Genomic DNA, 22,444 nt, shown 5'->3' with positions numbered 1-22,444 from the left:
TGTTAAACGCCACAGTGCGGAGAAAAGAATGAAGTTTATAGATGAAGCAGTTATCAAAGTTGATGCCGGTGACGGTGGTAACGGCGTAGTGAGTTTTCGTACTGAAAAGTACATTCCTAAAGGTGGTCCTGATGGCGGTGATGGTGGTGACGGCGGTGACGTTTACCTCTTTGCTGATGAAAACTTTAACACCCTGATCGATTATCGTTTTGAACGTTTCCATGCCGCAGAGCGTGGTGAAAATGGTCGTGGTGGTAACTGTACGGGTAAACGTGGTGCCGATAAAATACTGACAGTACCTGTAGGCACACGTGCAGTTGATGACGATACAGGTGAAGTGATTGCCGATCTGACTGAACACGGCATGAAAGTGATGGTTGCTAAAGGCGGTTTCCATGGCCTAGGTAACACCCGTTTTAAATCATCTGTAAACCGCGCACCTCGTCAAAAGACAATGGGGAGTTTAGGTGAGGTTCGTCATCTTCGCCTAGAATTGCTGCTTTTGGCTGATGTAGGTATGTTAGGTTTACCTAACGCAGGTAAATCGACCTTTATTCGCTCTGTATCGGCAGCTAAGCCGAAAGTAGCGGATTACCCATTCACTACGTTAGTACCAAGCTTAGGTGTTGTACGTGTTGATGCAGAGCGTAATTTCGTTGTTGCTGATATTCCTGGTCTGATTGAAGGTGCGGCAGACGGCGCTGGTTTAGGTATTCGTTTCCTTAAGCACCTAGAGCGTTGTCGTGTATTACTTCACATGATTGATCTACTGCCTGCTGATGGCTCTGATCCGGTAGAAAATGCATTCACTATCATCAATGAGCTTGAGCAATACAGTGATAAGCTAGGCAATAAGCCGCGTTGGATTGTATTTAACAAAGCTGACTTGCTTGATGAAGAAGAAGCGCAAGAGAAAATGACTGAAGTATTAGAAGCCCTTGCTTGGGAAGATAAGTACTACAGTATCTCTGCACTAAACCGTACCGGTACGAAAGAGCTAACGTATGATCTGATGGAAGCGATTGATGCTATGCCTAAGATCAAATACGAGCCAGAAGAGAAAGAAGATAAAGTTGACTTCAAGTGGGATGATTACCACGCTGAGCAAATTAAGAAAGCGCAGGATGAAGACGACGATGATGATTGGGATGATTGGAATGAAGATGATTACGATGTTGAAATCATCTACAAGCCATAATCAAGTCTGATTGTGTAGAGGAAGCCGTACCGTGAGGTACGGCTTTTTTTGTGCTTAATCAAAATGGATGCAGGAGTTATTCGGTACTCTAATAGGATAATAAATGCGCAATATTAATGGATGATAAATGGCAACTCATAAGGACGGTATTATTACTTCACTCTCAGAATCTGAACAAAGAGACATAACACGGCTTGTGATATCTGCAGGTCAACGTCTTTTACAGCATGGCGCAGAAAGTACCTTAGTGGCAGATGTGACAAGTCGACTTGGTTTGGCGCTTGGGGTTGAAAGTGTTGAGGTCTCATTATCTGCTAGTTCGATGGTGATCAGTACACGTCATCAGGGAAGTTGTATTACGACCACGCGGCGTTGCCAAGATAGTGGGATCAATATGCAGATCGTGACGGACATTCAACGGATCTGTATTTTAACTGAGCGTGGACTGCTTGATCGTTATGATGTTCACCACAAATTAGAACAAATCCAACCTCAGCGTTATCACCGCTTATTGGTGATTATTATGATTGGTCTATCTTGTGCTTCTTTTAGCCGTTTAGCTGGGGGGGATTGGCCAGTTTTTTGCCTGACTTTTCTGGCTTCATCTATTGGTATGTTTGTTCGCCAAGAGATTGCACATTGTCATTTTAATCCTTTGATTAATTTTGCTTTTACCGCCTTTGTTACCACATTAATTTCAGGTCTTGGACAAGTTTATCAAATTGGTGATAAACCTTTTTTAGCGATGGCTTCGTCTGTACTGATGTTGGTACCGGGTTTTCCTTTGATCAATGCCGTTGCTGATATGGTAAAAGGTTACCCTTCAATGGGATTAGCACGGTGGACGATGGCGAGTTTACTAACACTTGCCGCTTGTATTGGTATTGTTGCTGCGATGAATGTGCTGGATGTGTGGGGATGGTTACTATGAATGATCTGATCTCACTAATGCTGGCGCTAGGTAATGATATGTTTTTCGCTATGATCCCAGCCGTTGGCTTTGCATTAGTCTTTAATGTCCCACCAAAGGCACTGAAATATTGTGCCATTGGAGGGGCGTTAGGGCATGGCACTCGTTTTCTTTTAATGCACTGGGGAATGCCTATTGAGTGGGCTACATTTGCAGCAGCTACTCTTGTTGGTATGATTGGTGTGCATTGGTCGCATCGCTTTTTAGCTCATCCCAAAGTCTTTACTGTCGCAGCAATGATCCCTATGGTACCTGGCGTTTTTACTTATAAAGCAATGATTGCGATTGTTGAAATTAATCATCGTGGTTTTTCAATGGAATTATGGGGAGTGATGATTGAGAATTTGCTTAAAGCGATCTTTATTGTTGCTGCATTAGCCATTGGGTTAGCTATGCCGGGATTATTGTTTTATCGCCGTCGACCTGTGGTGTAACCTATAGCATCACAAATATTAAAAAGGAGTTTCCTGAAGATGAAGATCAGTATGATCGCCGCAATGGCGCATGATCGAGTAATTGGCAAAGAAAATGCGATGCCATGGCATTTACCCGCTGATTTTGCTTGGTTTAAGCAATGTACTTTAGGAAAGCCTGTGATAATGGGGCGCAAAACGTTTGAATCTATTGGTCGCCCGCTTCCAGGTCGTCATAACATTGTGATCACCCGTAACCCTGAGTTTCATGCCGAAGGGATCACTGTTGTGAGCGATATAGAAGCTGCAATACAAGCCGCTGGTGATGTAGAAGAAGTAATGATCATCGGTGGTGGTAGTATTTACCAAGCGTGTTTACCAAAAGCGAATTGTCTTTATTTAACGTTTATTGATGCTAATTTAGACGGTGATACACGTTTCCCTGAATGGGGAGAGGGGTGGCATCAAGTGAAGTCTGAGCATTATGAAGCAGATGAAAAAAATGCTTATGCGATGGACTTTACGGTACTTGAACGCAATTAATCATACTGTTTAATAATGCCCATGCTAGTGGGCATTATTGGATAGGATAAAGTGGCAAGATTTAATAAATAGGGCATTCGGTAACAAAGCGTTGTCCGTCTTCCCAGCGTAACATAGTTAAACTGTTTCCCCACACGCACCCTGTATCAAGCCCAATACAATGCTTATCTTGATGTCCCATGAGTGCCGCCCAATGACCAAAGATAATGGTTTTCTCAATCGGCTCACTGCGCTTTACTTCAAACCACGGGATCAAGTTGCCAACTTCAGGATTTCCTGGCTCTACTTTACACTGCATATCTAAACGTCCGTTAGGCTCGCAAAAGCGCATACGGGTAAAACTGTTGATGGTATAGCGGAGCTGCTCTAATTCATTAAGTTCTTCTTGCCAAAAATCAGGGCCATCACCATACATATTTTCTAATAGCCATACATAACGTTCAGACTGAAGGGTCGCTTCAACTCGGCGAGCTTGTTGACGCGCCGTCGCTAACGACCATTGTGGGCTAATGCCAGCGTGTACCATAACTAATGGAAAATCAGGATGTTCAGCCAGCAATGGTTGATGGCGTAGCCAATGAAGTAATTCTTGGCTATCGGGCGCGTCTAAAATGGCTTGAGTTTTATCACTCGTTTTTAAACGTGCGAAGCCATTTGAAGCGGCTAATAGGTGAAGATCATGATTACCGAGGATCACCTGTGCACTATTACCCAGTGCTTTTACAAAACGTAATGTTTCTAATGATTCAGGGCCACGTGCGACAAGATCGCCAGCAAGCCAAAGGTGATCGTGCTTAGGATCAAAATGCGCTTGAGCAAGGAGTTTTTTTAGATCAGGTAAGCAGCCCTGAATATCACCAACAAGGTAGGTTGCCATATTGCTCTCATTATTGAGGAAAGTGAAAGTAAACAGCTAGTGAATAATGTTAGGCACAGCCAAACGAAAAGGGGCAATGTTAACTTTAAAGCTATTACCGTCCCCGTCTTCCATAATGTAATGTCCTTGCATCACACCAAGCGGGGTATCAATAATTGTACCACTGGTGTAGGTATAGTCATCACTTGCTTGAATTATGGGTTGTTTACCCACAACACCATCACCATCAATCACTAGTTTTTTGCCATTGGCATCGGTGATCAACCAGTGGCGTTTAAGCAATTGTGCTTGCCCACGACCAAGATTATGAATAGTGATGGTATAGGAAAACACATAGCGACTCTTGTCAGGCTCGGATTGATCATCGAGGTAATGAGTAACGACATGACATTTTATGGTTGGGGGAGAAGTGGTACTCACAGACAACATCCTTTGTTTATGATCTCTTCTCATTTTAGCGTCATTCAACCACAAATAAAGAAAAACCCCGATAACCGTGAAGCTATCGGGGTTTTTGTGTAATCCACTTAAATGAGGTTAAGCTTTCGCATCTTTTTGGTAATTCGCATCAAGCCAGTTCGCCATTGCCACAAACTGTTCAACGGTAATGTTCTCTGGGCGATTGCCTGGGTTAACCCCCAGTGCTTCAAGTTGCTCTGCTGTAAAGAGTGCTTTATAGCAGTTACGAATCGTTTTACGACGTTGGTTAAAGCCCTCTCTACATACACGATCTAGCCATTTTAGGTTGGTACATGGGAACGGCAACACTTCGTAAGGTGTTAGACGTACTACCGCTGAATCGACTTTCGGCGCAGGTACAAAAGATTCTGGCGGCACTTCAAGTACAGGCATCACGCGGCAGTAATACTGCGCCATTACCGTTAGGCGGCCATATGCTTTGCTACCAGGGCCTGCTGCAAGACGGTTAACCACTTCTTTTTGCAGCATAAAGTGCATATCTTCAACATCTTTGTGGAATTCAAAAATGTGGAACATTAAAGGGGTCGAAATGTTGTATGGCAAGTTACCAAAAATACGTAACTTATTATTTTCTTTAATAAGTTGCGTGAAGTCGAAACGCATTGCATCGCCTTGGTGGATCGTTAGCTTGGAAGCTAGATCTGGGTGACTTTCAAGGCGTTCTGCAAGATCGCGGTCGAGTTCGATAACAGTAAATTTATCAACAAGTTTACCAACTTGCTCGGTGATAGCACCCAGACCCGGACCGATTTCAACCAAGTTTTGACCTGGTAATGGGTTAATTGCTGACACTATGCCATCAATGATGTAAGGGTCTTTCAAAAAGTTCTGGCCAAAGCGCTTACGGGCGCGGTGACCTAGATGGACTTGATCGCTGCTCATGCTTGTTTATCTACCAATTCTAGGGCGTGAGATAGCGCTGTCCAAAGGCTACCTGTATCTGCCTGTCCGGTACCTGCGAGTTCCAGTGCGGTACCATGATCTACTGAAGTTCGGATGAAGGGCAATCCTAACGTAATGTTAACTGATTTACCGAAGCCTTTATATTTCAGCACCGGTAGCCCTTGATCGTGATACATGGCTAATACCGTATCGGCATCAGCTAAATATTTTTCTTGGAAAATAGTATCGGCCGGTAAAGGGCCGATAAGATCCATGTTTTCTTGCTGGCGTAATTGTTCAAGAGTAGGAGTAATAATATTTATTTCTTCCATCCCTAAGCAACCATCTTCACCAGCATGGGGGTTTAATCCACAGACATAAATTTTTGGTGACTCAATACCAAATTTACTGATTAAATCAGCGTGTAAAATACGAATCACCTGTTTTAATCTGTCTTCTGTAATTGCTTGTGATACATGACTTAGAGGGATATGAGTTGTCACTAACGCGACGCTTAATCCTTCGGTTGCTAGCATCATAACAACTTGTGCAGTGTCAGATTGTTGAGCAAAAAATTCAGTGTGGCCACTAAATGATACGCCAGCGCGGTTAATGACCCCTTTATGTACAGGGCCGGTGACAACGGCGGCGAATTCATCATTCATACACCCTTCTGCAGCACGTTTAAGCGTCGAGAGCACATACATGCCATTACGTTCATCTAACGTGCCAGCGACAACATCAACTGCAGTATTGATGTGCGCAACCGTCATCGTTCCTGCTTTATGTGGCAGGGCGGGTTGATCGGGCTGATAAGGTAAAATGGTTAGTGGTAAACCTAATTTAGCCGCACGTTCTACCATAACCTGCGCATCAGCACAAATAACAAGTTGGTGCGGCCAATTTTCTTGGCATAAGGCGATGACTAAATCTGGGCCTATTCCAGCAGGCTCACCGGGGGTGATTGCAATCCGTTGTGTGTCAGTCATGTCTTTATTTAGCCATTATTGGTTGTATTCATTGGTTCAATGTAAGCACCTGCACGTAGTTCTTGTAACCATGTCTGTGCTTCTTCATTGAATTTACGGTTAAAGATGATTTGTGCAGCACGGTTTTTCATTGCAGCATCCGTACGGTCGACTTTGCGACGCCCTTCAACTTCAACAATGTGCCAACCAAATGCAGATTTAAACGGTTCACTGATTTTATCGATCGGTAGCGTTTCTACTTTTTCTTTAAATGCTGGAGCATACATATCTGGTACTTGCCAGCCTAGTTGACCACCATTTGCCGCTGAACCTGGATCTTCGCTGTAGGCTTTTGCTGCTGCCGCAAAGGTTTGTTTACCGCTAATAATATTTTGGCGAATTTTCTCAAGCTCAGCTTTTGCTGCTGCATCACTTAGAATCATTGAAGGTTTGATTAAAATATGACGGGCTTTTACCTCAATAACAGAGACGTTTGGCATACCTTTTACATCGTTGATTTTTAAAATGTGGTAACCAACGCCACTACGGAATGGCCCAATGATCGCATCTTTAGCGTTATTTTTAATCTGATCAGCAAAGACGGTTGGCATTTCTGCTTTACTCATCCAGCCCCATTCGCCCCCTTTTAGAGCTTTAGGTCCTTTTGAATAACGGTAAGCCAGTTGTGAAAAGTTTGCGCCTTTTTTAAGTTGAGCAACAATGTCTTCTGCTTCTTGTTTTGCTTTCTCACGTGCTGCTTTATCAGCATCTTCATCAACCCGAATTTGAATTTGACTAATGTTGTATTGCACGTTTTGTTGAGTTTGCTCGGCCATTTGTTTGGCTAAAGACTCAACTTCTTGTGGCAGAACGTTAACACGTTTACGAACAATAATGGTACGCGCTTCAGAGGCTAGCATATCGTTACGCATTTGCTCACGGAACATAGAGTAAGAAACTCCTGCTTTAGCAAGGCTTTGACGTAGTTGGTCTACGCTCATATTACGTTGTTTAGCCACATCGGCGATCGCTTGATCTAATTGACTGTCATCAATACGGATCCCTAGCTGCTGAGCTTGTTGGATCTGTAAGTTTTCAAGGATCAGTTGATCCATCACTTGCTGACGTAAAATGTTATTAGGCGGTAATTGTTGGTGCTCTTCAGCAGCGTTAAGACGAACAGTTTTTAGCATGGCGCTCACATCGCTTTGTAAGATCACGCCATCATTAACAGTCATCACAATTTGGTCAAGTTCCTGAGGTGCTGCCATGCTGGTTGCTGACATACCCATCATCATTAGACTAAGTACAGAATACTTCCACGTTTTCATTTATATTCCATCAGGTTATAAGGCGACACATGTGTCGCCTAACTATTAATTATTAAGAGTGAACGGATCGCCGTAAGATAAAATATTACCGCCATCATCCGATGATTGACCGAATGAAGGTCCGGCACCTTGTAAACCAAGTAAACTGAATGAGAAAGTGACATTGCTATCGTATTCAGTAAAATCTTGTGATATTGCATCTTTCGCGTAACGATTGTAGCTAAGCCCTATCATCCAGCATGCAGATGTGTAGGTGAAGCCAACTTTACTTTCAAGCATTTTGTTAACATTCATGTCTTGGTAGTAATCAGCTTTAACATCAACATTATCGCTAACTGGGAAGCCAATGGATAAACCTAACTGTGAAATACCGTCACGCTTATCTTTCGTGCCTGAAATGACAGGGTTCGGGTTGTTCACGTATTTTGTTAAGTAATCACTTGATACGTAACGGTAACTCGGTTGAACAAATACCCCACCATTACGGTACTCAACGGTCACATTACCTTGCTGAATGTCATTCTCACTTGAGTCATATTGCATTGCGCTCTTTAAGAACAGATTATCATCAAGGTTAAATTCTGTTTCAATCGCTGTCGCTGAGTAACTTTTGGCTTCTTTATTATCAGTTCCTTGGTTAACAGGTTTATCGATATAGAAGATTTGACCCATGGATAGGGTAAATCGTTCCTTAAAATCTTCATCAAAGTAGCGTGTAGATGCGCCGACGGTGAACTGGTTCGCAGGAGCTATATAGTCGTTACCACTGTATGTCCGATCGCTAAATAAGCCGTAGTAATCTTGTTGTAAACGGGTTGAATCATAGCCGCCACCGATATAATCAAAGGGGTTATAAATACCGTCTTGGTCAACATTTTTTACATAAAGGTATTGAATTTGTGGTTCTAAACTTTGGGTATAATGACTACCTAAAATGGAGGTATCACGCTCAAAGTATAAGCTACTGTTGACACGAAATTCAGGAACAACACGATTAACACTGTCTTTAAGAGCATCAAAATCTGAGTTTTTGCTTAACTCTTTTTTATCTTGGTTGTAATGAGCGTAGTTCACTTTTGCCTGAGTAGTTACAGACCACCAAGGTGTCGCGTAGGGAAGCGTTAATGTCGGCTCAAAAGTTATACGATCAGCGTCAGGCTTGAATATCGAACTATTCTCAAACTTACTGATACTCATTGGCATTTTAAAATCGAGACCGTAGCCGAGATCTGTTTTATAGTAAGTTGATGATAGTTGTGGCATTAAGCGATACGGTGAACGATTATCTGTTGATGATTCAGCTTCTTCAGGATCTTTTAAAAGCTGAAAATCACGGACCATTAACATCGTATCCCAGTTCGCATTTCGGTAAGATACTTCTGCCGTTTGAAGCAGGTTATTATCTTCACGCTCACCAATACTAGAATCTAAGCCTCGCTCAAAATATTTGTAATCACTGACTTTGCTGTAGTCGATATTAACTAACCAGTTTTCATCAATGATCCCACTGTGTGTCCATTGGAAGCCCCAATATTTACCCGTGTTGGGTTTATTGTCTTCCAATTGATAATCTACGTAATCAGCTTTTTTATCATGGCCCATGTATTCACCGACAACTTGACCTTCACCTAATTCATTCAGGTAGCGGAATTTAGCCGTTGTTTGTAGACCGCGGTGGTTCATGTATTTTGGTGTGATGGTCAAATCGTAGTTTGGCGCAATGTTCCAATAAAATGGTGCTTCGTACTCCATACCATTACGTGAACCATAAGTTAACGTTGGGTATAAGAAGCCCGTCATACGCTCATCGGTTACTGGGATACGAAGCCAAGGTAGATAGAATACCGGTACATTAAGTACTTCAAAGCGCGCGTTATATAAATCGGCAAAGGGTGAATCACCATCACGCTCCAAAGAGCCAGCAGCAAAGCGCCAACTTTTATCGCCTTCTGGACAGGTAGTGAAAGTACCATCTTTCATTTTGTAGAACTGAGTACCATCAACATTTTTCTTGTCGATTTGCTCTGCGTCACCGCGCCCTGGCTGGCAGGTCATACGATAAACAGCATCATCCATTTGTGAGTCTTTGGTATCAAGATCGCTATGGAGCTCTTTCGCTTCCATTTCTATACCACCGTCATGGTAGTAAACGTTGCCTTTTGCTGTAACAATATTTTGTGGTTGTTGAAGTGTCACAGTATCGGCAGCAATCGTACGCGTTCCTTGCTGAACAATAACGTCACCAGAATACACGGCTTTATGCTCATTTTTAGCTTGAACATTGTCAGCTTCAATGTGGATCGGTGTGTTTTTGGTATCTTCTTTACGGTCTTTTGGTGCTATACAAACACCACGTACCATAGCTAAAGGATCGTCATTAACGGCTGTTTTTGTTGTTTGATCTTCTGCTACTGCGTGTTTATCGTTGATATCTTTATCTAAAGATGTGGCATTTTCTTTGCGGTCTTTTGGCGAAATAAAAACACCATCTGCCATAGCTAAAGGATCGTTATTAACGGCTGTTTTTGTTGTTTGATCTTCTGCTACAGCATGTTTACCGTTGATATCTTTATGTAAAGATGTGGCATCTTCTGCCATTGCCGGCCCATAAAGGGCAAGACCAATCATGGTGGCAAGTAAGCTGTGAGAGGTGAGTGACATCAGATTCAACATTCCTGTATCAGTTTGAGAGCAAGGCGAATAATTGCGCTTTTTACAAGCATTCCCGATAAATGACAGCTATCATAATGCAAATTCGACGCGACGGCATCTTTTCAGCGCATGCTGTTGGGTAAACATTGAAAAAATTTAACAAATTACCAGAGAGTATAGAATGCAGAAGACAGGTATATGGGGAAAAATTATTGGTGCGTTGCTTGGCCTCTCCATTGGAAAATTGCCTGGATTGTTGATTGGTTTATTTATTGGTCACCAGTTTGATAAGGCTTATGCTCGTCAGATGAATGGCGGTTTTGCCGGTTTTGGTCAGAACAGAGCCAGTAGTGCAGAGCAACAAGCAGAGTTTTTCCATGCTTGTTTTGCAGTAATGGGGCATGTCGCAAAAGCGAAAGGGCATGTGACAAAAGAGGAAATTCGTGTTGCAAGTGCGATTATGGATCGAATGGGGTTACAAGGCGAATCTCGACTTCAAGCGCAGAATGCGTTTCGTGAGGGAAAAGAAGATAACTTCCCATTAGAAGAGATGCTAAATCGTGTTCGTAGTCGTGCACGACGTGCTGATTTACTCCAATTTTTCTTAGAATTACAAATTCAAGCAGCATTTGCGGATGGTTCATTACATCCTAAAGAGCGTCAGTTACTGCATATTATTGCGCGATACCTTGGCTTTTCTGAAGCCCAGCTTGAACAACGCTTGCGTATGCAAGAAGCGGCGTTTCGTTTTCAACAAGGTGGTTTCCATCAGCAATATCAACAACAAGGCGGTGGTTTCCAAGCGCCTCCTAGTCGAGATCAATTAGCTGATGCATTTAATGTCTTAGGGGTTGATGAAAATGCCTCTGCGCAAGATGTGAAACGTGCTTATCGTAAACAGATGAATGAACACCATCCAGATAAACTCGCAGCGAAAGGGTTACCACCAGAAATGATGGAAATAGCGAAACAAAAAACCCAAGAGCTACAAGCTGCCTATGATTTGATCCGAAAAGAGAAAGGATTCAAATAATTGTTATTACGCTGAATAATAAATTGAAAAAGCGAGCTTGGTGCTCGCTTTTTTGTTTTTAAAGCTCTTAAACGAGGTTTTGCGGTTTGTTGTTACAAAAGCCATCAATATTTTCAATAAGTTGCTCTACCAGTGTTTGAATCGCGGAATCAGATCCCCATGCAACATGTGGGGTTAGTAATAGATTAGGCAAATGTGCCTGTTGTAATAATGGATTATCATCAGTTGGCGGCTCAGAAGTAAAAACATCACAGCCAGCGCCGGCAATTTTTTTATCGAGCAATGCATCGACTAAATCTTGCTCATTCACCAGTCCACCACGTCCGGTATTGATCAAAATAGCGTTAGGTTTCATCTGTGCCAGTTCTGTTTTTGCGATAAGATCTTCAGTGGTATCTGTTAGCGGGCAATGCAAGGTGATGATATCGGCTTGCTGTAATACGTCGTTAAACAGCGTATAGCCTTCACGACAGGTGGTGACGTGCTTGTGCTCTGCAAATAGCACCTTCATCCCCAGCGCGGTTGCAAGATTGGCTGTCGCTACCCCTAAGCTGCCTTTACCAACAATACCTATTGTTGAGCCTGCGATATCGCTAATTGGATGAGTGAAAAAGCAGAACTGTTGTTGTTTCTGCCACTCACCCGCGATGATATCTTGCTGATAGCCCATTAAATTACGTTTTAGCGCAAAGATCATTGCGAGCACGTGTTCAGGAACAGAGCGAGTCGCATAACCTCGAATATTGGAAACCGGAATGTTATGGCGGTGACAATAATCGACATCGACGTTATTGGTTCCTGTCGCACCGATGGCAATAAATTTCAGGTTTGGCAGCTGAGATAAAATATCAGCAGTGAGTTGGACTTTGTTAGAAATGACGATAGTTGCGTGTTGCAGACGTTCAATGACTTGAGATGGCGATGTACGTTGATATTCAATCCATTGATGAGCAGATTGTGGGCGAGGAATATCAATGTGTGCTGGGATAGTAGCACGATCTAAAAATACAATATGTTCCACTGTTAGACTCCATGGAACCTTTGTTCCGCTTGGTGTGAAAAGAAGAATGCTAGTTTAGGTTTTTGCTTGTTAAAACAAAGCTAGCATTCTTTTTTATCGTGATCTAACTTCCGTGTGATAGTTGCTGATTACTCAGTGGTTTTATTTACTAAAAATCGTTTGTGTTGGCGCTTCTCGATAAAACTCACAAGGGGCAAACAAATGCATCGGTTGATCACTTCCTGGATGCGTAAAAGTCAGTTCTGCTGCGTGTAACAGTAAACGAGGAGAGGCTACCATTGCTTCCTCATTAGCATAAAACTTATCGCCTAAAATCGGATGACCTAATGCTTGCATGTGAACACGCAATTGGTGAGAACGACCTGTTACGGGCAGTAAACGGACCAAGGTTGTTTTCTCATCACGGCTTAAGACTTCATAATGCGTTACAGAAGGCTTGCCATCGTCAAAACATACTTTTTGGCGTGGACGGTTAGGCCAATCACAGATCAAGGGAAGATCCACGGTTCCTGTGTCTTGTTCGATATGTCCCCACACACGAGCGTAATACACTTTTTGTGTTTCTCGCTCACGAAACTGGGCTTTTAAATGACACTCCGCTTTTTTGTTTAGAGCCAGCACAATTAAGCCTGATGTCCCCATATCTAAACGGTGCACAATTTGTGACTTAGGGTATTTTTCAAGAACGCGAGCAAATATGCTGTCGTGATGCTCTGGTGCACGTCCTGGGTTTGAGAGTATGCCAGCAGGCTTATTAACGGCGATGATGTCGCTATCAAGAAAAAGAGTATCCAACCATGGATCGGTAGGTGGATTGTAGTTCAACACTGGCAATGGTTTCATGATGCACTCGTAGGATAGGTATGAATAACAACGGGGCGAATATTAATATGAATAATAGTAAATTGGTATGCTTGGTGATGTGATTAAAGAAAAAAGCCGTGAATATCAGTAATGACATTCACGGCCTTAATTTAGTTATGATGAGTTATTGATCAGTTATGGCTAACAACGATCAAACGCAGTGAATCAAGCTGGATTTGTGCTTTTTCAATGTAGTTAGTTAACTCAATGATTTGGCTTTCAATTAGCTCTAATTCGTCATCACGAATATTCGGATTAACCGCTTTCAGGGCTTGAAGGCGATCAAGCTCAGCGCGCAACGTGTTTTCCATTTCAGCTTGTGCTTGGCTTCGTACGACATCAAGCTCTTTGCTGATCTCGCGCTCTGCGTGCTCAATCAGAGTATGAATATCTTTTTGAACCGAGTTAACGAGCTTACTGCCAAGGTGACGATTGACTGGGCTAAGTTGGCGGTTAAAGCCTTCAAATTCAACGTTAGCTGATAGGTTATTACCTTTACCATCAAGTAAAATACGGATCGGTGTTTTGGGTAAGAAACGACCAATACCTGATTGCTTAGGTGCTTGAGCGTCAACCACATAGATAAGCTCAAGTAGCAGTGTACCAACAGGCAGTGCTTTGTTTTTCAACAATGACACCGTTGTCGTACCTACGCCTTCACTTAGCAGTAATTCAATACCGCCTTGGATCATTGGGTGTTCCCAGCTGATGAAGTTGATATCTTCACGAGAAAGTGCAGTATCACGTTCAAAAGTGATGGTACAACCGTCGTAAGGAAGGCCTGGATAACTTGCCACCATCATGTGCTCTGATGGGGTCACAACAATTGCGTTTTCGCCTTTGTCATCTTGGTTTAAACCAATGGTATCAAACAAGCCCAGTGCGAAAGTCACAAGGTTAGTATCACCATCTTTAGCGCTGATCTTCTCAACCAACTGCTGAGCTTCTTCGCCCCCGTTAGAATGAATTTCTAATAGGCGATCGCGACCTTGCTCTAATTTGGTTTTAAGCTCATTGTGCATTTCAGCACTGCGCTGAATAACGGATTCAAGCGCTTCAAGATCGTGTTTGTCACTGGCAAGCAAGGTGATCAGATCTTCACATACCGCTTCATAGACAGCACGGCCAGTCGGACAGGTTTCCTCAAAGGCATTTAAGCCTTCGTTGAACCAACGCGCTAATAGTGCTTGAGAAGTGCCTTCTAGGTAAGGCACATGAATTTCTATCTCACGCTTTTGACCAATACGATCCAAACGACCAATACGTTGCTCAAGTAAATCAGGGTTGCTTGGTAAATCGAACATCACCAATTGGTTTGCAAACTGGAAGTTACGACCTTCTGAACCGATTTCAGAACATAATAGTACCTGAGCGCCATCATCTTCTTGGGCAAAGTAAGCCGCCGCTTTATCACGTTCGATAATCGACATTCCTTCGTGGAACACAGTAGCACGGATGCCTTCACGTTCACGTAATGCTTGTTCTAAGGTTAATGCGGTTTGCGCACGAGAACAAATCACCAACACTTTCTCGTTACGGTTGGCTTTTAGCATATCAAGTAGCCAGTTAACACGAGGATCAAAGTTCCACCATGTTGCTGATTCACCTTCAAATTCTTGGTAGATATCTTCCGGGTAAAGTAGCTTGATCGCTTTCTCGTTGACACCCATTTTACCGCCCATCATTGCTGCAACGCGCATGGCTGTGGTGTATTGGGTTGGCATTGTTAACGGGTACATATTTAGGTGACGCTGAGGGAAACCTGTGATTGCTGAGCGGGTATTACGGAACAATACGCGGCCCGTACCGTGGCGATCCATCAGGTTGTTGATCAATTCATGACGCGCGGCTAATGCTTCAGGATCGTCTTGAGCTGAATCTTCGATCACACGTAACATTGGCTCGATATCTTGCTCAGATAACAGCTCGGTTAAGGTGTTTTTCGCATCATCATTCAGTTTTTCACCAGCAAGCAGTTGTGTTACAGCATCAGCAACGGGTTCGTATTGACGCTCTTCTTCAACAAAGGCTTCATAGTCGTAAAAACGATCAGGATCAAGAATACGTAAGCGTGCGAAGTGGCTTTCACGACCTAATTGCTCTGGTGTTGCGGTTAGTAGCAGCACACTTGGCGTTTTTTCTGCTAAGGCTTCTATCACTTGGTACTGACGACTAGGCTTATCTTCACTCCACTCAAGGTGGTGAGCTTCATCGACAACCAATAGGTCCCAATCAGCATCTAGCGCTTGTTCAAAACGACGACGGCTTTTACGTAAAAAGTCTAATGAACACAATACATATTGCGCGGTATCAAATGGGTTAGCGGCATCAGCAAATGCTTCAACACAACGCTCTTCATCAAAGATAGAAAAGTGCAGGTTAAAACGACGCATCATTTCAACTAGCCATTGATGTTGTAGGGTTTCAGGAACCACGATCAGAATACGTTCAGCACGGCCTGATAAAACCTGCTGGTGGATGATCATACCCGCTTCAATGGTTTTACCTAAACCGACTTCATCGGCAAGTAGAACACGTGGCGCATAGCGACGACCGACTTCGTGAGCAATGTATAACTGGTGTGGGATCAAACCTGCACGCATACCGCATAAACCACGTAATGGGCTTTTTAGTTGCTCGTATTGGTTTTTCAGCGCGCGGTAACGCAGTGCAAAACGATCCATGCGATCAATTTGACCTGCAAATAATTTATCTTGCGGTTTATTGAAACGAATTTGGTGGCTTAAGAAAAGTTCACGTAGCGCGACATTTTCTTCTTCTGTGTCGGTACGCGTACCTACGTAGGTGATCACGCCTTTATCTTCGTTGATCGCTTCTACCTTTAGTGACCAACCCTCATGGCTTTCAATCACATCACCAACGTTAAACATGACACGGGTAACAGGGGCATCATTACGTGCATATAGGCGATTTTCTTCTGATGCGGGGAACATCAAGGTAACCGTTCTTGGTTCAAGAGCGACAACGGTACCTAGACCTAAATCACTTTCTGTATCACTGATCCAACGTTGACCCAAAGCAAATGGCATAGTGGTAGAAACCTTCTAATTATTTGATATCAAAGAGACTGCAATAAGCTGTGCAAAGTATTAATAAGCTACACTGAAGATAAGTGTACGCTAGAATTTAAAATTTGTGCATAGCTCAAAAAGGGGACTCATGTTACTGCATGATGTGATTAAGGTCACGGTGAAAGTGATGAAAATCGGTCACAGTAAAATCATCATAAAACTTTCATCTACCGAGGGCTTAATAAGAAAGACGTCATAATTAAACCAGATGGGTAATTTTGACGTAAGCTAATAGAGTGATAGCTTAATTATCGCTGTCCAGACTACCAAGGAGGTGCCTATGGACGACGCCGAACGGAAACTGTTTGTACTTGATACAAATATTCTGCTTCATGAACCTCTGGCGTTCTTTTCTTTTCAGGAACACGACGTGGTTATTCCCATGACGGTTCTGGAAGAATTGGACAGAATTAAAGACAGTAAGCGTGATGTTTCTCGTGATGCTCGAGTCGCGATACGTGCGCTTGAAGATATATTCCACGACGCACCACCAGAGCAAATTTCGGCTGGTATTCCTTTCAACGACAAAGTGACTCATAGCGGTACTATTGCTATTTTTGCTGACTATGAAGTAAAACAAACCGTCCATGCCTTTAGTGATAAGGCGGGTGACAATCGTATTCTTAATAGCGTTCTCTTTCTGCAACAAAAACATGCACCACGTTCTGTGGTATTAGTGACTAAAGACATCAACATGCGACTGCGTGCCAAAGGTGCAGGCGTCTTGTATGTTGATGATTATCGTACCGATCAGTTGATTGATGATGTCGCATTATTAACCAAAGGCTTTCATCGCTATCACGGCGATTTTTGGGAAAATGTTGCTGAGTGCCAGTCGGAAAATAGAGGTCGTTCAACCTTACATACCTTACCTAAAAACTTATTTGAAACTCCCTTTGTTAATCAATATTTACTGGATGAAGGCAATGATTTTGCCGCTAGAATTCAAAGTATTGATGATGAAAGTGTCACCATTAAAGACATTAGCCAAGAGCGACTAATGCATCGACAAGCTTGGGGCGTTAATCCTAAAAATATTTATCAAGGGATGGCGCTTGATGCAATGCTTGATCCTCGGATTGACTTAGTGATCTTAACGGGCCCTGCTGGTTGTGGTAAAACCATTTTAGCGATGGCTGCAGCACTTGAGCAGGTCATTGAAAAAGGGATGTATGACAAAATTATTGTCACTCGTAATACACCCGAAATAGCCGAATCAATTGGTTTCCTACCGGGTACCGAAGAAGAAAAAATGATGCCATGGCTGGCAGCGGTTACCGATACTATGGAAGCACTTCATAAGCATGATGTTTGTACTGATGGCTCAATGAAGTACATTTTTGATAAAGCCAATATTCAATTTAAATCGATTAACTTTATGCGTGGGCGTTCTATTCAAAATGCCTTTGTTTTACTCGATGAATGTCAAAACTTAACAGCGTCACAAATTAAAACTATTATTACCCGATGTGGTGAAGGCACAAAAATTGTGTGTTCGGGTAACCTTGCTCAAATTGATTCCAACTATCTATCCCCAGTGACCTCGGGATTAACCTATATTGTTGAGCGCTTTAAAAACTTTGAAGGTAGCGCCAATATTTATCTCAACGGGGTGGTTCGAAGCCGTCTAGCGGAATTTGCCGAAGAAAATCTTTAATCACTAGCAAGAAGAATAAGAAAAGCGAGCACATTGGGTGCTCGCTTTTTTGTTTATATTGTTACTTATTGCATTCTGCGGTTATGTTTCTGGTAGGGTTAAACCGAGATAGTTTTTAAGCTCAGGTAATACGGGATTAGATAAAACATCACAGGTTTCTCCTACCGCTTTGATAGTACCTTCATTAATAAAAATACATTTATTGGCAATTTTTTCGGCATCTTCAGGACTATGAGTGATCATCAATACCGTCATATTACGGGTTGTGGCTAATTGCTTAACGAGGTTTAACATCTCCGCACGCAGTGCAGGGTCAAGGGCCGAAAATGGTTCATCAAGCAGTAGCAAAGGGCGCTCTCGTAATAAACATCGCGCTAATGCTACTCGCTGACGTTGCCCGCCAGAAAGCTGCTCAGGTAAACGCTCAAGATAGGTATCAATCCCCACTTGTTTCGCTGAGTTAATTACTCGCTGTTTTTGCTCTGCGGTAAGTTTAAGGTTTGGGTTGATACCTAACGCAATATTTTCAAACACACTGAGGTGAGGAAATAAATTGTGCTCTTGAAATAACATCGAGAGTGGACGTTGTGCAGGCTCTAGCTGACAGATAGATTTGCTATTAATGGTGATCTCACCGCTATCAGGGACGAGAAAGCCAGCAATGAGTGCTAATAAGGTACTTTTACCTGCGCCACTTGGGCCAATGAGTGCGGCGATATCTCCCTGCTCAAGCTGTACATCAAAGCTCAACGTCATTGCAACCTCATTTTTGTGTTGAGGTAAGTAGGTATAGTTGAGTTGATTAATGTTTAGCATGATGAGCTCCTTGGCGATGGCGAGTAACAACAAGATACTCGACGGCACTAAATAAACCTAAGCTGAGTAACAGTAAAACCAGTGCAGCAACAGCAGCGGCATCCATTCGGTAACTGCCCATGAGTTCAAATAAATACAATGGCAGCGTTTGAAAGTCTTGACTGCCAAATAATGCAATCGCACCTAAATCCCCCAGAGATAAGACAAAGCTAATAGCGAGAGCTTGGGCAATAGGGGCACGTAACGCACGCCACTCAACCAAACGTAATCGCGATAGATGCGTCATCCCTAAACTGCGACATAACGGATTATATTGCTGCGCGAGGTGGAGCATTGGTTGACTTAATGTTTTGATTACATAGGGCAGTGCCATTAGGGCATTAACACCGACCACAACCCAAAACGCAGCACTGTAAGCATCAGTATATTGGCGCAGTAAAAGAAAAATACCAGTACTTAACACTAACCCAGGTGTCACTAAAATCACTGTGCCGATCATTTCAATCCCGTCAGCAGCCAGTTTTTTACGTGCTAAGCGTAAGCTACGACTCGTGATGAGGATCATGACGCCAAGACAAAATGCTAATAAGCAGGAAAATAGTGCGATATGGAGTGAGTTAGTGATTGCTGACCATAACTGCTTTTGTTCTAAGATATTAAATAATTGATGGTTAATACCCGATACAAAGACGGCAATGATCGGTGGTATAACAAACACTAACGCACTGATGATCCAGAATACATCCCAACATTTAGCGCGCCATGTATCGTTATAATTCACTACCTTTTTGCTGATAGAGCCGTTTAGGGTAGAAAGCGGTTTAGCAAAACGTTGGGTAAAAAGCACTAATGAGCAGCAAAGTAGCATTTGCCATAAGGCTAAAATCGCACCTGTCGCTAAATCAAAGTCATAACGCAACGCTTGATATATGGCGAGCTCGATAGTGGTTGATTTAGGACCACCGCCAAGCGACATGATCACGGCAAAGCTGGTAAAGCACAACATAAAGACTAAACCCGCGATATGCGGCAGTTGTTGGCGTAGTCGAGGCCATGCAATTAAGCGAAATTTACTCCAGCCAGTAATACCTAAATGCGCCGCAAGCTGATGTTGCTCTGCGGGGATACCGTCTAGGCTTTGCAGTAGAAAACGAACGGTCAGTGGCAGGTTTAAAAATACGTGCGCCAGTAAGATCCCGCTTAAACCGTAAATGTTTAATGGCGGTAAGCCTAGTATTTCTAGGTTATGACTGATCAATCCACTTTTGCCATAAATCGATAATAAACCAAAAACAGCAACCAAGACGGGCATCACGAGCGTCATCGCAAATAAACGTAATAGCAGAGCTTTTCCTACAAACTGCCGTCGTGAGAGTGCATAAGCAATGGGAATCGCTGGGATGATGCTAAATAGAGTCGACAAGATGGCTTGATAGAAGCTAAATCCTGTTACATGTCGCAGATAAGGATCATGCCATAGTGTTGATAGTTGCCAGTCGTTAGCTTGGCTGATTAAGGCGGTGAGCGCGGCAACAACAACAAAAGTGATCAGCCCGGCACTGATAATGCCGGGCAATAAGGTAATGCGTTTGTTCAAAGTCTTAAACCATTACTGAGTGAGGGCTTGCTGCCACTCTCGGATCCAGGCTTTGCGATGTGTTGCCACTTCGTCGGCACTAAATTCAAGTGCTTTGCTTGGTACGGTGAGTTCATCAAAACCTTTCGGTAGGCTTTGCTTTGTTACTGGATACATCCAGTTGTGGGTAGCAATTTGTGACTGAAAAGCATCACTTACAATAAATTGCATAAATTGATCGGCAAGTTTTGGATGTGGGCTATTTTTCATCTTCGCTGCCACTTCAACTTGCATATAATGGCCTTCTTTAAAGTTAGCCGCTTTGTACTGGTGTTTGTCTTCAGCAATGATGTGATAGGCTGGTGATGTGGTGTATGAAAGCACCATATCTGATTCGCCTTTTAAGAACATGTTATAGGCTTCAGACCAACCCTTAGTGACGGTCACGGTGTGTTTCGCTAGTTGCTGCCACATTTCAGGGGCTTTATCACCGTAGACCGATTTGATCCATAACATTAGACCTTGGCCAGGGGTTGAAGTACGAGGATCTTGATAGATAACGCTGATATTTTGATCTTTGATCAGAGCATCTAAACTCGCTGGTGGGTTTTTCAGTTTATCGCTGTCATACACAAAGGCAAAATAGCCGTAATCATAAGGGATGAAAGTATCATCACTCCAACCTTTAGGAAGCGTGAGCTTACTGGTATCAACATCATTTTTTGCTAATAGGCCGGTATTTTTCGCTTCTGTCATTAGGTTGTTATCTAGCCCTAATAACACATCTGCTTTACTGTTTTTCCCTTCAAGACGAACGCGATTTAAAATCGATACGCCATCTTCTAAAGAAACAAAATTGACCGTACAACCATTACATTGTTTTTCAAACGCTTTCTTTACTACAGGACCAGGACCCCAGTCGGAAGCAAAGGAGCTGTAGGTATAAACATTAAGAGTATTGTCTGAGGCGAAAGCTGAGCTTGCAACTAATGACAGAGAGATTAGGGGAAGAAGAGTGTTTATTTTTTTCACTATGCGCTCCGAGATGTCCTGCATCCTTGGGACAAAAATTGAAAGAGAGAGCGGCACAGGTTTGAGTGCTGTTGCATCATGCAATGGTCAGCGAGCTCGAAAGCATGTTCGAGCATCTCAATTCCTACGCCAGCATTACCTGGTTCAGGTTCAATGGGTCCTGCTATAAAGCACGTATGCCTAACAATCTCAGCCAAATGGCTCCCCAATGAGAACAAACTATTGTACCTGCAACTGTATCGAAGTTATAGCTTCTGATTAAGTTGCCAATTATAGATGTAATGGATCTGAGTGAATTGTAGGTTAGGCGTAATACGATAATGATTAAGGTGTTGTTGTAACTCAGTTAACGATCCAAAATCAGTTTGATACCAATCATAGATAGATGACAGTGTGATGCCATTTTTTGTTATTTTTATTGCTTTTTCACTATTAATAAAACGTGTTGCAGCTTGATCTAACTGGGAGTCTAATCGATCGCTATTAAACGCTTTAGGCAGTAAATCAGGACAACCAAGACTGGCACAGTTGACTGCGTAGTGGATCCTAGGATCTTGCCAGATAGGGCGTAAGATCCGATGTTCAATATCGTTTAAAGTTAGCTTTTTATTATTAATGGTAATAATGGTTTGATCCCATGGTCCAAAGCTAAATAAACCTCCCAATTTAGTGATTGATTTTACAGGGTAATTATCAATAATTAATTGAACGGTTAGGGCGTTATATAAATTAACCCAATAGGCAAATTGAACATCACGATTATAACGGTGAGGATTTTGGGCACTGAGTCGCTTAATATAAGTTGCTAGCTTTTGTTTGTCTGCACTTGATACTTGGTTATAACGAAATAAGGTTTGATCCGGTTGAATGACAAGATATTTATCGAGTAGTTGCTGCCAATCTTGATGACTGATCTTGTTTGTGTTTTTAGGATCATGAGGTTGCCAATATGACCAGAGTTCGGATTTTGGCGCAGCAAAGATCGGCAGAGTGAATAACAGCAGCCAAGTGGCAATAACAATACGCATATTTTTCCTAT

Annotated in this window: 19 protein-coding genes and 1 riboswitch; of the genes, 6 read left to right on the top strand and 13 right to left on the bottom strand. The window is 42.7% G+C overall.

Features of this window, described 5'->3' with window-relative positions; genetic code table 11:
- Window positions 1–28 precede the first annotated feature (28 nt).
- The 4 genes from cgtA to folA all read left to right on the top strand — a co-directional run bounded on the left by cgtA (window position 29) and on the right by folA (window position 3,124).
- Entirely contained in the window at window positions 29–1,198 is a 1,170-nt protein-coding gene (gene cgtA / locus C9J45_RS13610; RefSeq protein ID WP_005369899.1) for an Obg family GTPase CgtA, read from the top strand.
- Between the two features lie 127 nt (window positions 1,199–1,325).
- Complete coding sequence (locus C9J45_RS13605) at window positions 1,326–2,129, top strand: threonine/serine exporter ThrE family protein (protein WP_107207627.1); 804 nt, start codon at window positions 1,326–1,328, stop codon at window positions 2,127–2,129.
- The gene (locus tag C9J45_RS13600; RefSeq protein ID WP_045083540.1) at window positions 2,126–2,602 is read left to right on the top strand and encodes a threonine/serine exporter family protein; all 477 of its coding nucleotides are present in this window, start codon (window positions 2,126–2,128) and stop codon (window positions 2,600–2,602) included. Before C9J45_RS13605 ends, C9J45_RS13600 begins: the two co-directional genes overlap by 4 nt.
- Window positions 2,603–2,641: 39 nt before the next feature.
- Window positions 2,642–3,124 carry a type 3 dihydrofolate reductase gene (gene folA, locus C9J45_RS13595; RefSeq protein ID WP_107260868.1) on the top strand — a complete coding sequence of 161 codons (483 nt, stop codon included), beginning with the start codon at window positions 2,642–2,644 and terminating at the stop codon, window positions 3,122–3,124.
- A 61-nt stretch (window positions 3,125–3,185) separates the two neighbouring features.
- On the opposite strand, the gene C9J45_RS13590 is transcribed toward folA, so the two are convergent.
- The 6 genes from C9J45_RS13590 to lptD form a co-directional block, all read right to left on the bottom strand.
- The gene (locus C9J45_RS13590; protein ID WP_107247489.1) at window positions 3,186–4,001 is read right to left on the bottom strand and encodes a symmetrical bis(5'-nucleosyl)-tetraphosphatase; all 816 of its coding nucleotides are present in this window, start codon (window positions 3,999–4,001) and stop codon (window positions 3,186–3,188) included.
- A gap of 36 nt (window positions 4,002–4,037) precedes the next feature.
- On the bottom strand, window positions 4,038–4,430 hold the full coding sequence (gene apaG / locus C9J45_RS13585) for a Co2+/Mg2+ efflux protein ApaG (protein ID WP_369919091.1): 393 nt from the start codon (window positions 4,428–4,430) through the stop codon (window positions 4,038–4,040).
- 108 nt (window positions 4,431–4,538) lie between these two features.
- Window positions 4,539–5,363 carry a 16S rRNA (adenine(1518)-N(6)/adenine(1519)-N(6))-dimethyltransferase RsmA gene (gene rsmA, locus C9J45_RS13580; protein ID WP_107207631.1) on the bottom strand — a complete coding sequence of 275 codons (825 nt, stop codon included), beginning with the start codon at window positions 5,361–5,363 and terminating at the stop codon, window positions 4,539–4,541.
- Complete coding sequence (pdxA, locus tag C9J45_RS13575) at window positions 5,360–6,352, bottom strand: 4-hydroxythreonine-4-phosphate dehydrogenase PdxA (RefSeq protein WP_107260875.1); 993 nt, start codon at window positions 6,350–6,352, stop codon at window positions 5,360–5,362. Before pdxA ends, rsmA begins: the two co-directional genes overlap by 4 nt.
- A gap of 8 nt (window positions 6,353–6,360) precedes the next feature.
- Window positions 6,361–7,662: a peptidylprolyl isomerase SurA gene (gene surA / locus C9J45_RS13570; RefSeq protein WP_107207633.1), complete on the bottom strand. Its 1,302-nt coding sequence runs from the start codon at window positions 7,660–7,662 to the stop codon at window positions 6,361–6,363.
- Window positions 7,663–7,707: 45 nt separating this feature from the next.
- On the bottom strand, window positions 7,708–10,323 hold the full coding sequence (gene lptD / locus C9J45_RS13565) for an LPS assembly protein LptD (protein ID WP_369974366.1): 2,616 nt from the start codon (window positions 10,321–10,323) through the stop codon (window positions 7,708–7,710).
- A 172-nt stretch (window positions 10,324–10,495) separates the two neighbouring features.
- Here lptD and djlA point away from each other — a divergent pair, with 172 nt between their 5' ends.
- Window positions 10,496–11,347, top strand: a complete 852-nt coding sequence (gene djlA, locus C9J45_RS13560) for a co-chaperone DjlA (protein ID WP_107207634.1) — start codon at window positions 10,496–10,498, stop codon at window positions 11,345–11,347.
- A 67-nt stretch (window positions 11,348–11,414) separates the two neighbouring features.
- On the opposite strand, the gene C9J45_RS13555 is transcribed toward djlA, so the two are convergent.
- The 3 genes from C9J45_RS13555 to rapA form a co-directional block, all read right to left on the bottom strand.
- Window positions 11,415–12,368 (bottom strand): D-2-hydroxyacid dehydrogenase, encoded by a 954-nt coding sequence (locus tag C9J45_RS13555; protein ID WP_107260878.1) that lies wholly within the window; start codon window positions 12,366–12,368, stop codon window positions 11,415–11,417.
- A 141-nt stretch (window positions 12,369–12,509) separates the two neighbouring features.
- A complete protein-coding gene (gene rluA / locus C9J45_RS13550; protein WP_107207636.1) occupies window positions 12,510–13,211 on the bottom strand; it encodes a bifunctional tRNA pseudouridine(32) synthase/23S rRNA pseudouridine(746) synthase RluA in 702 nt (233 codons plus the stop codon).
- A 152-nt stretch (window positions 13,212–13,363) separates the two neighbouring features.
- Window positions 13,364–16,282, bottom strand: a complete 2,919-nt coding sequence (gene rapA / locus C9J45_RS13545; RefSeq protein ID WP_107260880.1) for an RNA polymerase-associated protein RapA — start codon at window positions 16,280–16,282, stop codon at window positions 13,364–13,366.
- A 322-nt stretch (window positions 16,283–16,604) separates the two neighbouring features.
- Between rapA and C9J45_RS13540 the strand changes: the two genes are divergently transcribed.
- Window positions 16,605–17,981 (top strand): PhoH family protein, encoded by a 1,377-nt coding sequence (locus tag C9J45_RS13540; RefSeq protein ID WP_107287779.1) that lies wholly within the window; start codon window positions 16,605–16,607, stop codon window positions 17,979–17,981.
- Between the two features lie 81 nt (window positions 17,982–18,062).
- On the opposite strand, the gene thiQ is transcribed toward C9J45_RS13540, so the two are convergent.
- From thiQ to C9J45_RS13520, 4 genes are all read right to left on the bottom strand, one after another.
- On the bottom strand, window positions 18,063–18,797 hold the full coding sequence (thiQ, locus tag C9J45_RS13535) for a thiamine ABC transporter ATP-binding protein (protein ID WP_107260884.1): 735 nt from the start codon (window positions 18,795–18,797) through the stop codon (window positions 18,063–18,065).
- Window positions 18,784–20,394: a thiamine/thiamine pyrophosphate ABC transporter permease ThiP gene (thiP, locus tag C9J45_RS13530; protein WP_107292655.1), complete on the bottom strand. Its 1,611-nt coding sequence runs from the start codon at window positions 20,392–20,394 to the stop codon at window positions 18,784–18,786. Before thiP ends, thiQ begins: the two co-directional genes overlap by 14 nt.
- 12 nt (window positions 20,395–20,406) lie before the next feature.
- The gene (gene thiB / locus C9J45_RS13525; protein ID WP_199187108.1) at window positions 20,407–21,396 is read right to left on the bottom strand and encodes a thiamine ABC transporter substrate binding subunit; all 990 of its coding nucleotides are present in this window, start codon (window positions 21,394–21,396) and stop codon (window positions 20,407–20,409) included.
- Window positions 21,397–21,509: 113 nt separating this feature from the next.
- A riboswitch (TPP riboswitch) is annotated at window positions 21,510–21,623 on the bottom strand.
- A gap of 27 nt (window positions 21,624–21,650) precedes the next feature.
- The gene (locus tag C9J45_RS13520) at window positions 21,651–22,433 is read right to left on the bottom strand and encodes a DUF547 domain-containing protein (protein WP_107247484.1); all 783 of its coding nucleotides are present in this window, start codon (window positions 22,431–22,433) and stop codon (window positions 21,651–21,653) included.
- Between the last annotated feature and the right edge of the window lie 11 nt (window positions 22,434–22,444).

It is taken from the genome of Photobacterium sp. GB-1, assembly GCF_003026165.1.
Lineage (GTDB): Bacteria > Pseudomonadota > Gammaproteobacteria > Enterobacterales > Vibrionaceae > Photobacterium.
Note: the sequence above shows the minus strand (reverse complement) of the source record. Positions and strands in the feature narration are given on the sequence as shown.

Excerpts from the sequence above, each read along its gene's own strand:
- cgtA (WP_005369899.1), top strand. The coding sequence starts at position 29 with ATGAAGTTTATAGATGAAGCAGTTATCAAAGTTGATGCCGGTGACGGT.
- C9J45_RS13605 (WP_107207627.1), top strand. The coding sequence starts at position 1,326 with ATGGCAACTCATAAGGACGGTATTATTACTTCACTCTCAGAATCTGAA.
- C9J45_RS13600 (WP_045083540.1), top strand. The coding sequence starts at position 2,126 with ATGAATGATCTGATCTCACTAATGCTGGCGCTAGGTAATGATATGTTT.
- folA (WP_107260868.1), top strand. The coding sequence starts at position 2,642 with ATGAAGATCAGTATGATCGCCGCAATGGCGCATGATCGAGTAATTGGC.
- C9J45_RS13590 (WP_107247489.1), bottom strand. The coding sequence starts at position 4,001 with ATGGCAACCTACCTTGTTGGTGATATTCAGGGCTGCTTACCTGATCTA.
- apaG (WP_369919091.1), bottom strand. The coding sequence starts at position 4,430 with ATGTTGTCTGTGAGTACCACTTCTCCCCCAACCATAAAATGTCATGTC.
- rsmA (WP_107207631.1), bottom strand. The coding sequence starts at position 5,363 with ATGAGCAGCGATCAAGTCCATCTAGGTCACCGCGCCCGTAAGCGCTTT.
- pdxA (WP_107260875.1), bottom strand. The coding sequence starts at position 6,352 with ATGACTGACACACAACGGATTGCAATCACCCCCGGTGAGCCTGCTGGA.
- surA (WP_107207633.1), bottom strand. The coding sequence starts at position 7,662 with ATGAAAACGTGGAAGTATTCTGTACTTAGTCTAATGATGATGGGTATG.
- lptD (WP_369974366.1), bottom strand. The coding sequence starts at position 10,323 with ATGTCACTCACCTCTCACAGCTTACTTGCCACCATGATTGGTCTTGCC.
- djlA (WP_107207634.1), top strand. The coding sequence starts at position 10,496 with ATGCAGAAGACAGGTATATGGGGAAAAATTATTGGTGCGTTGCTTGGC.
- rluA (WP_107207636.1), bottom strand. The coding sequence starts at position 13,211 with ATGAAACCATTGCCAGTGTTGAACTACAATCCACCTACCGATCCATGG.
- rapA (WP_107260880.1), bottom strand. The coding sequence starts at position 16,282 with ATGCCATTTGCTTTGGGTCAACGTTGGATCAGTGATACAGAAAGTGAT.
- C9J45_RS13540 (WP_107287779.1), top strand. The coding sequence starts at position 16,605 with ATGGACGACGCCGAACGGAAACTGTTTGTACTTGATACAAATATTCTG.
- thiQ (WP_107260884.1), bottom strand. The coding sequence starts at position 18,797 with ATGCTAAACATTAATCAACTCAACTATACCTACTTACCTCAACACAAA.
- C9J45_RS13520 (WP_107247484.1), bottom strand. The coding sequence starts at position 22,433 with ATGCGTATTGTTATTGCCACTTGGCTGCTGTTATTCACTCTGCCGATC.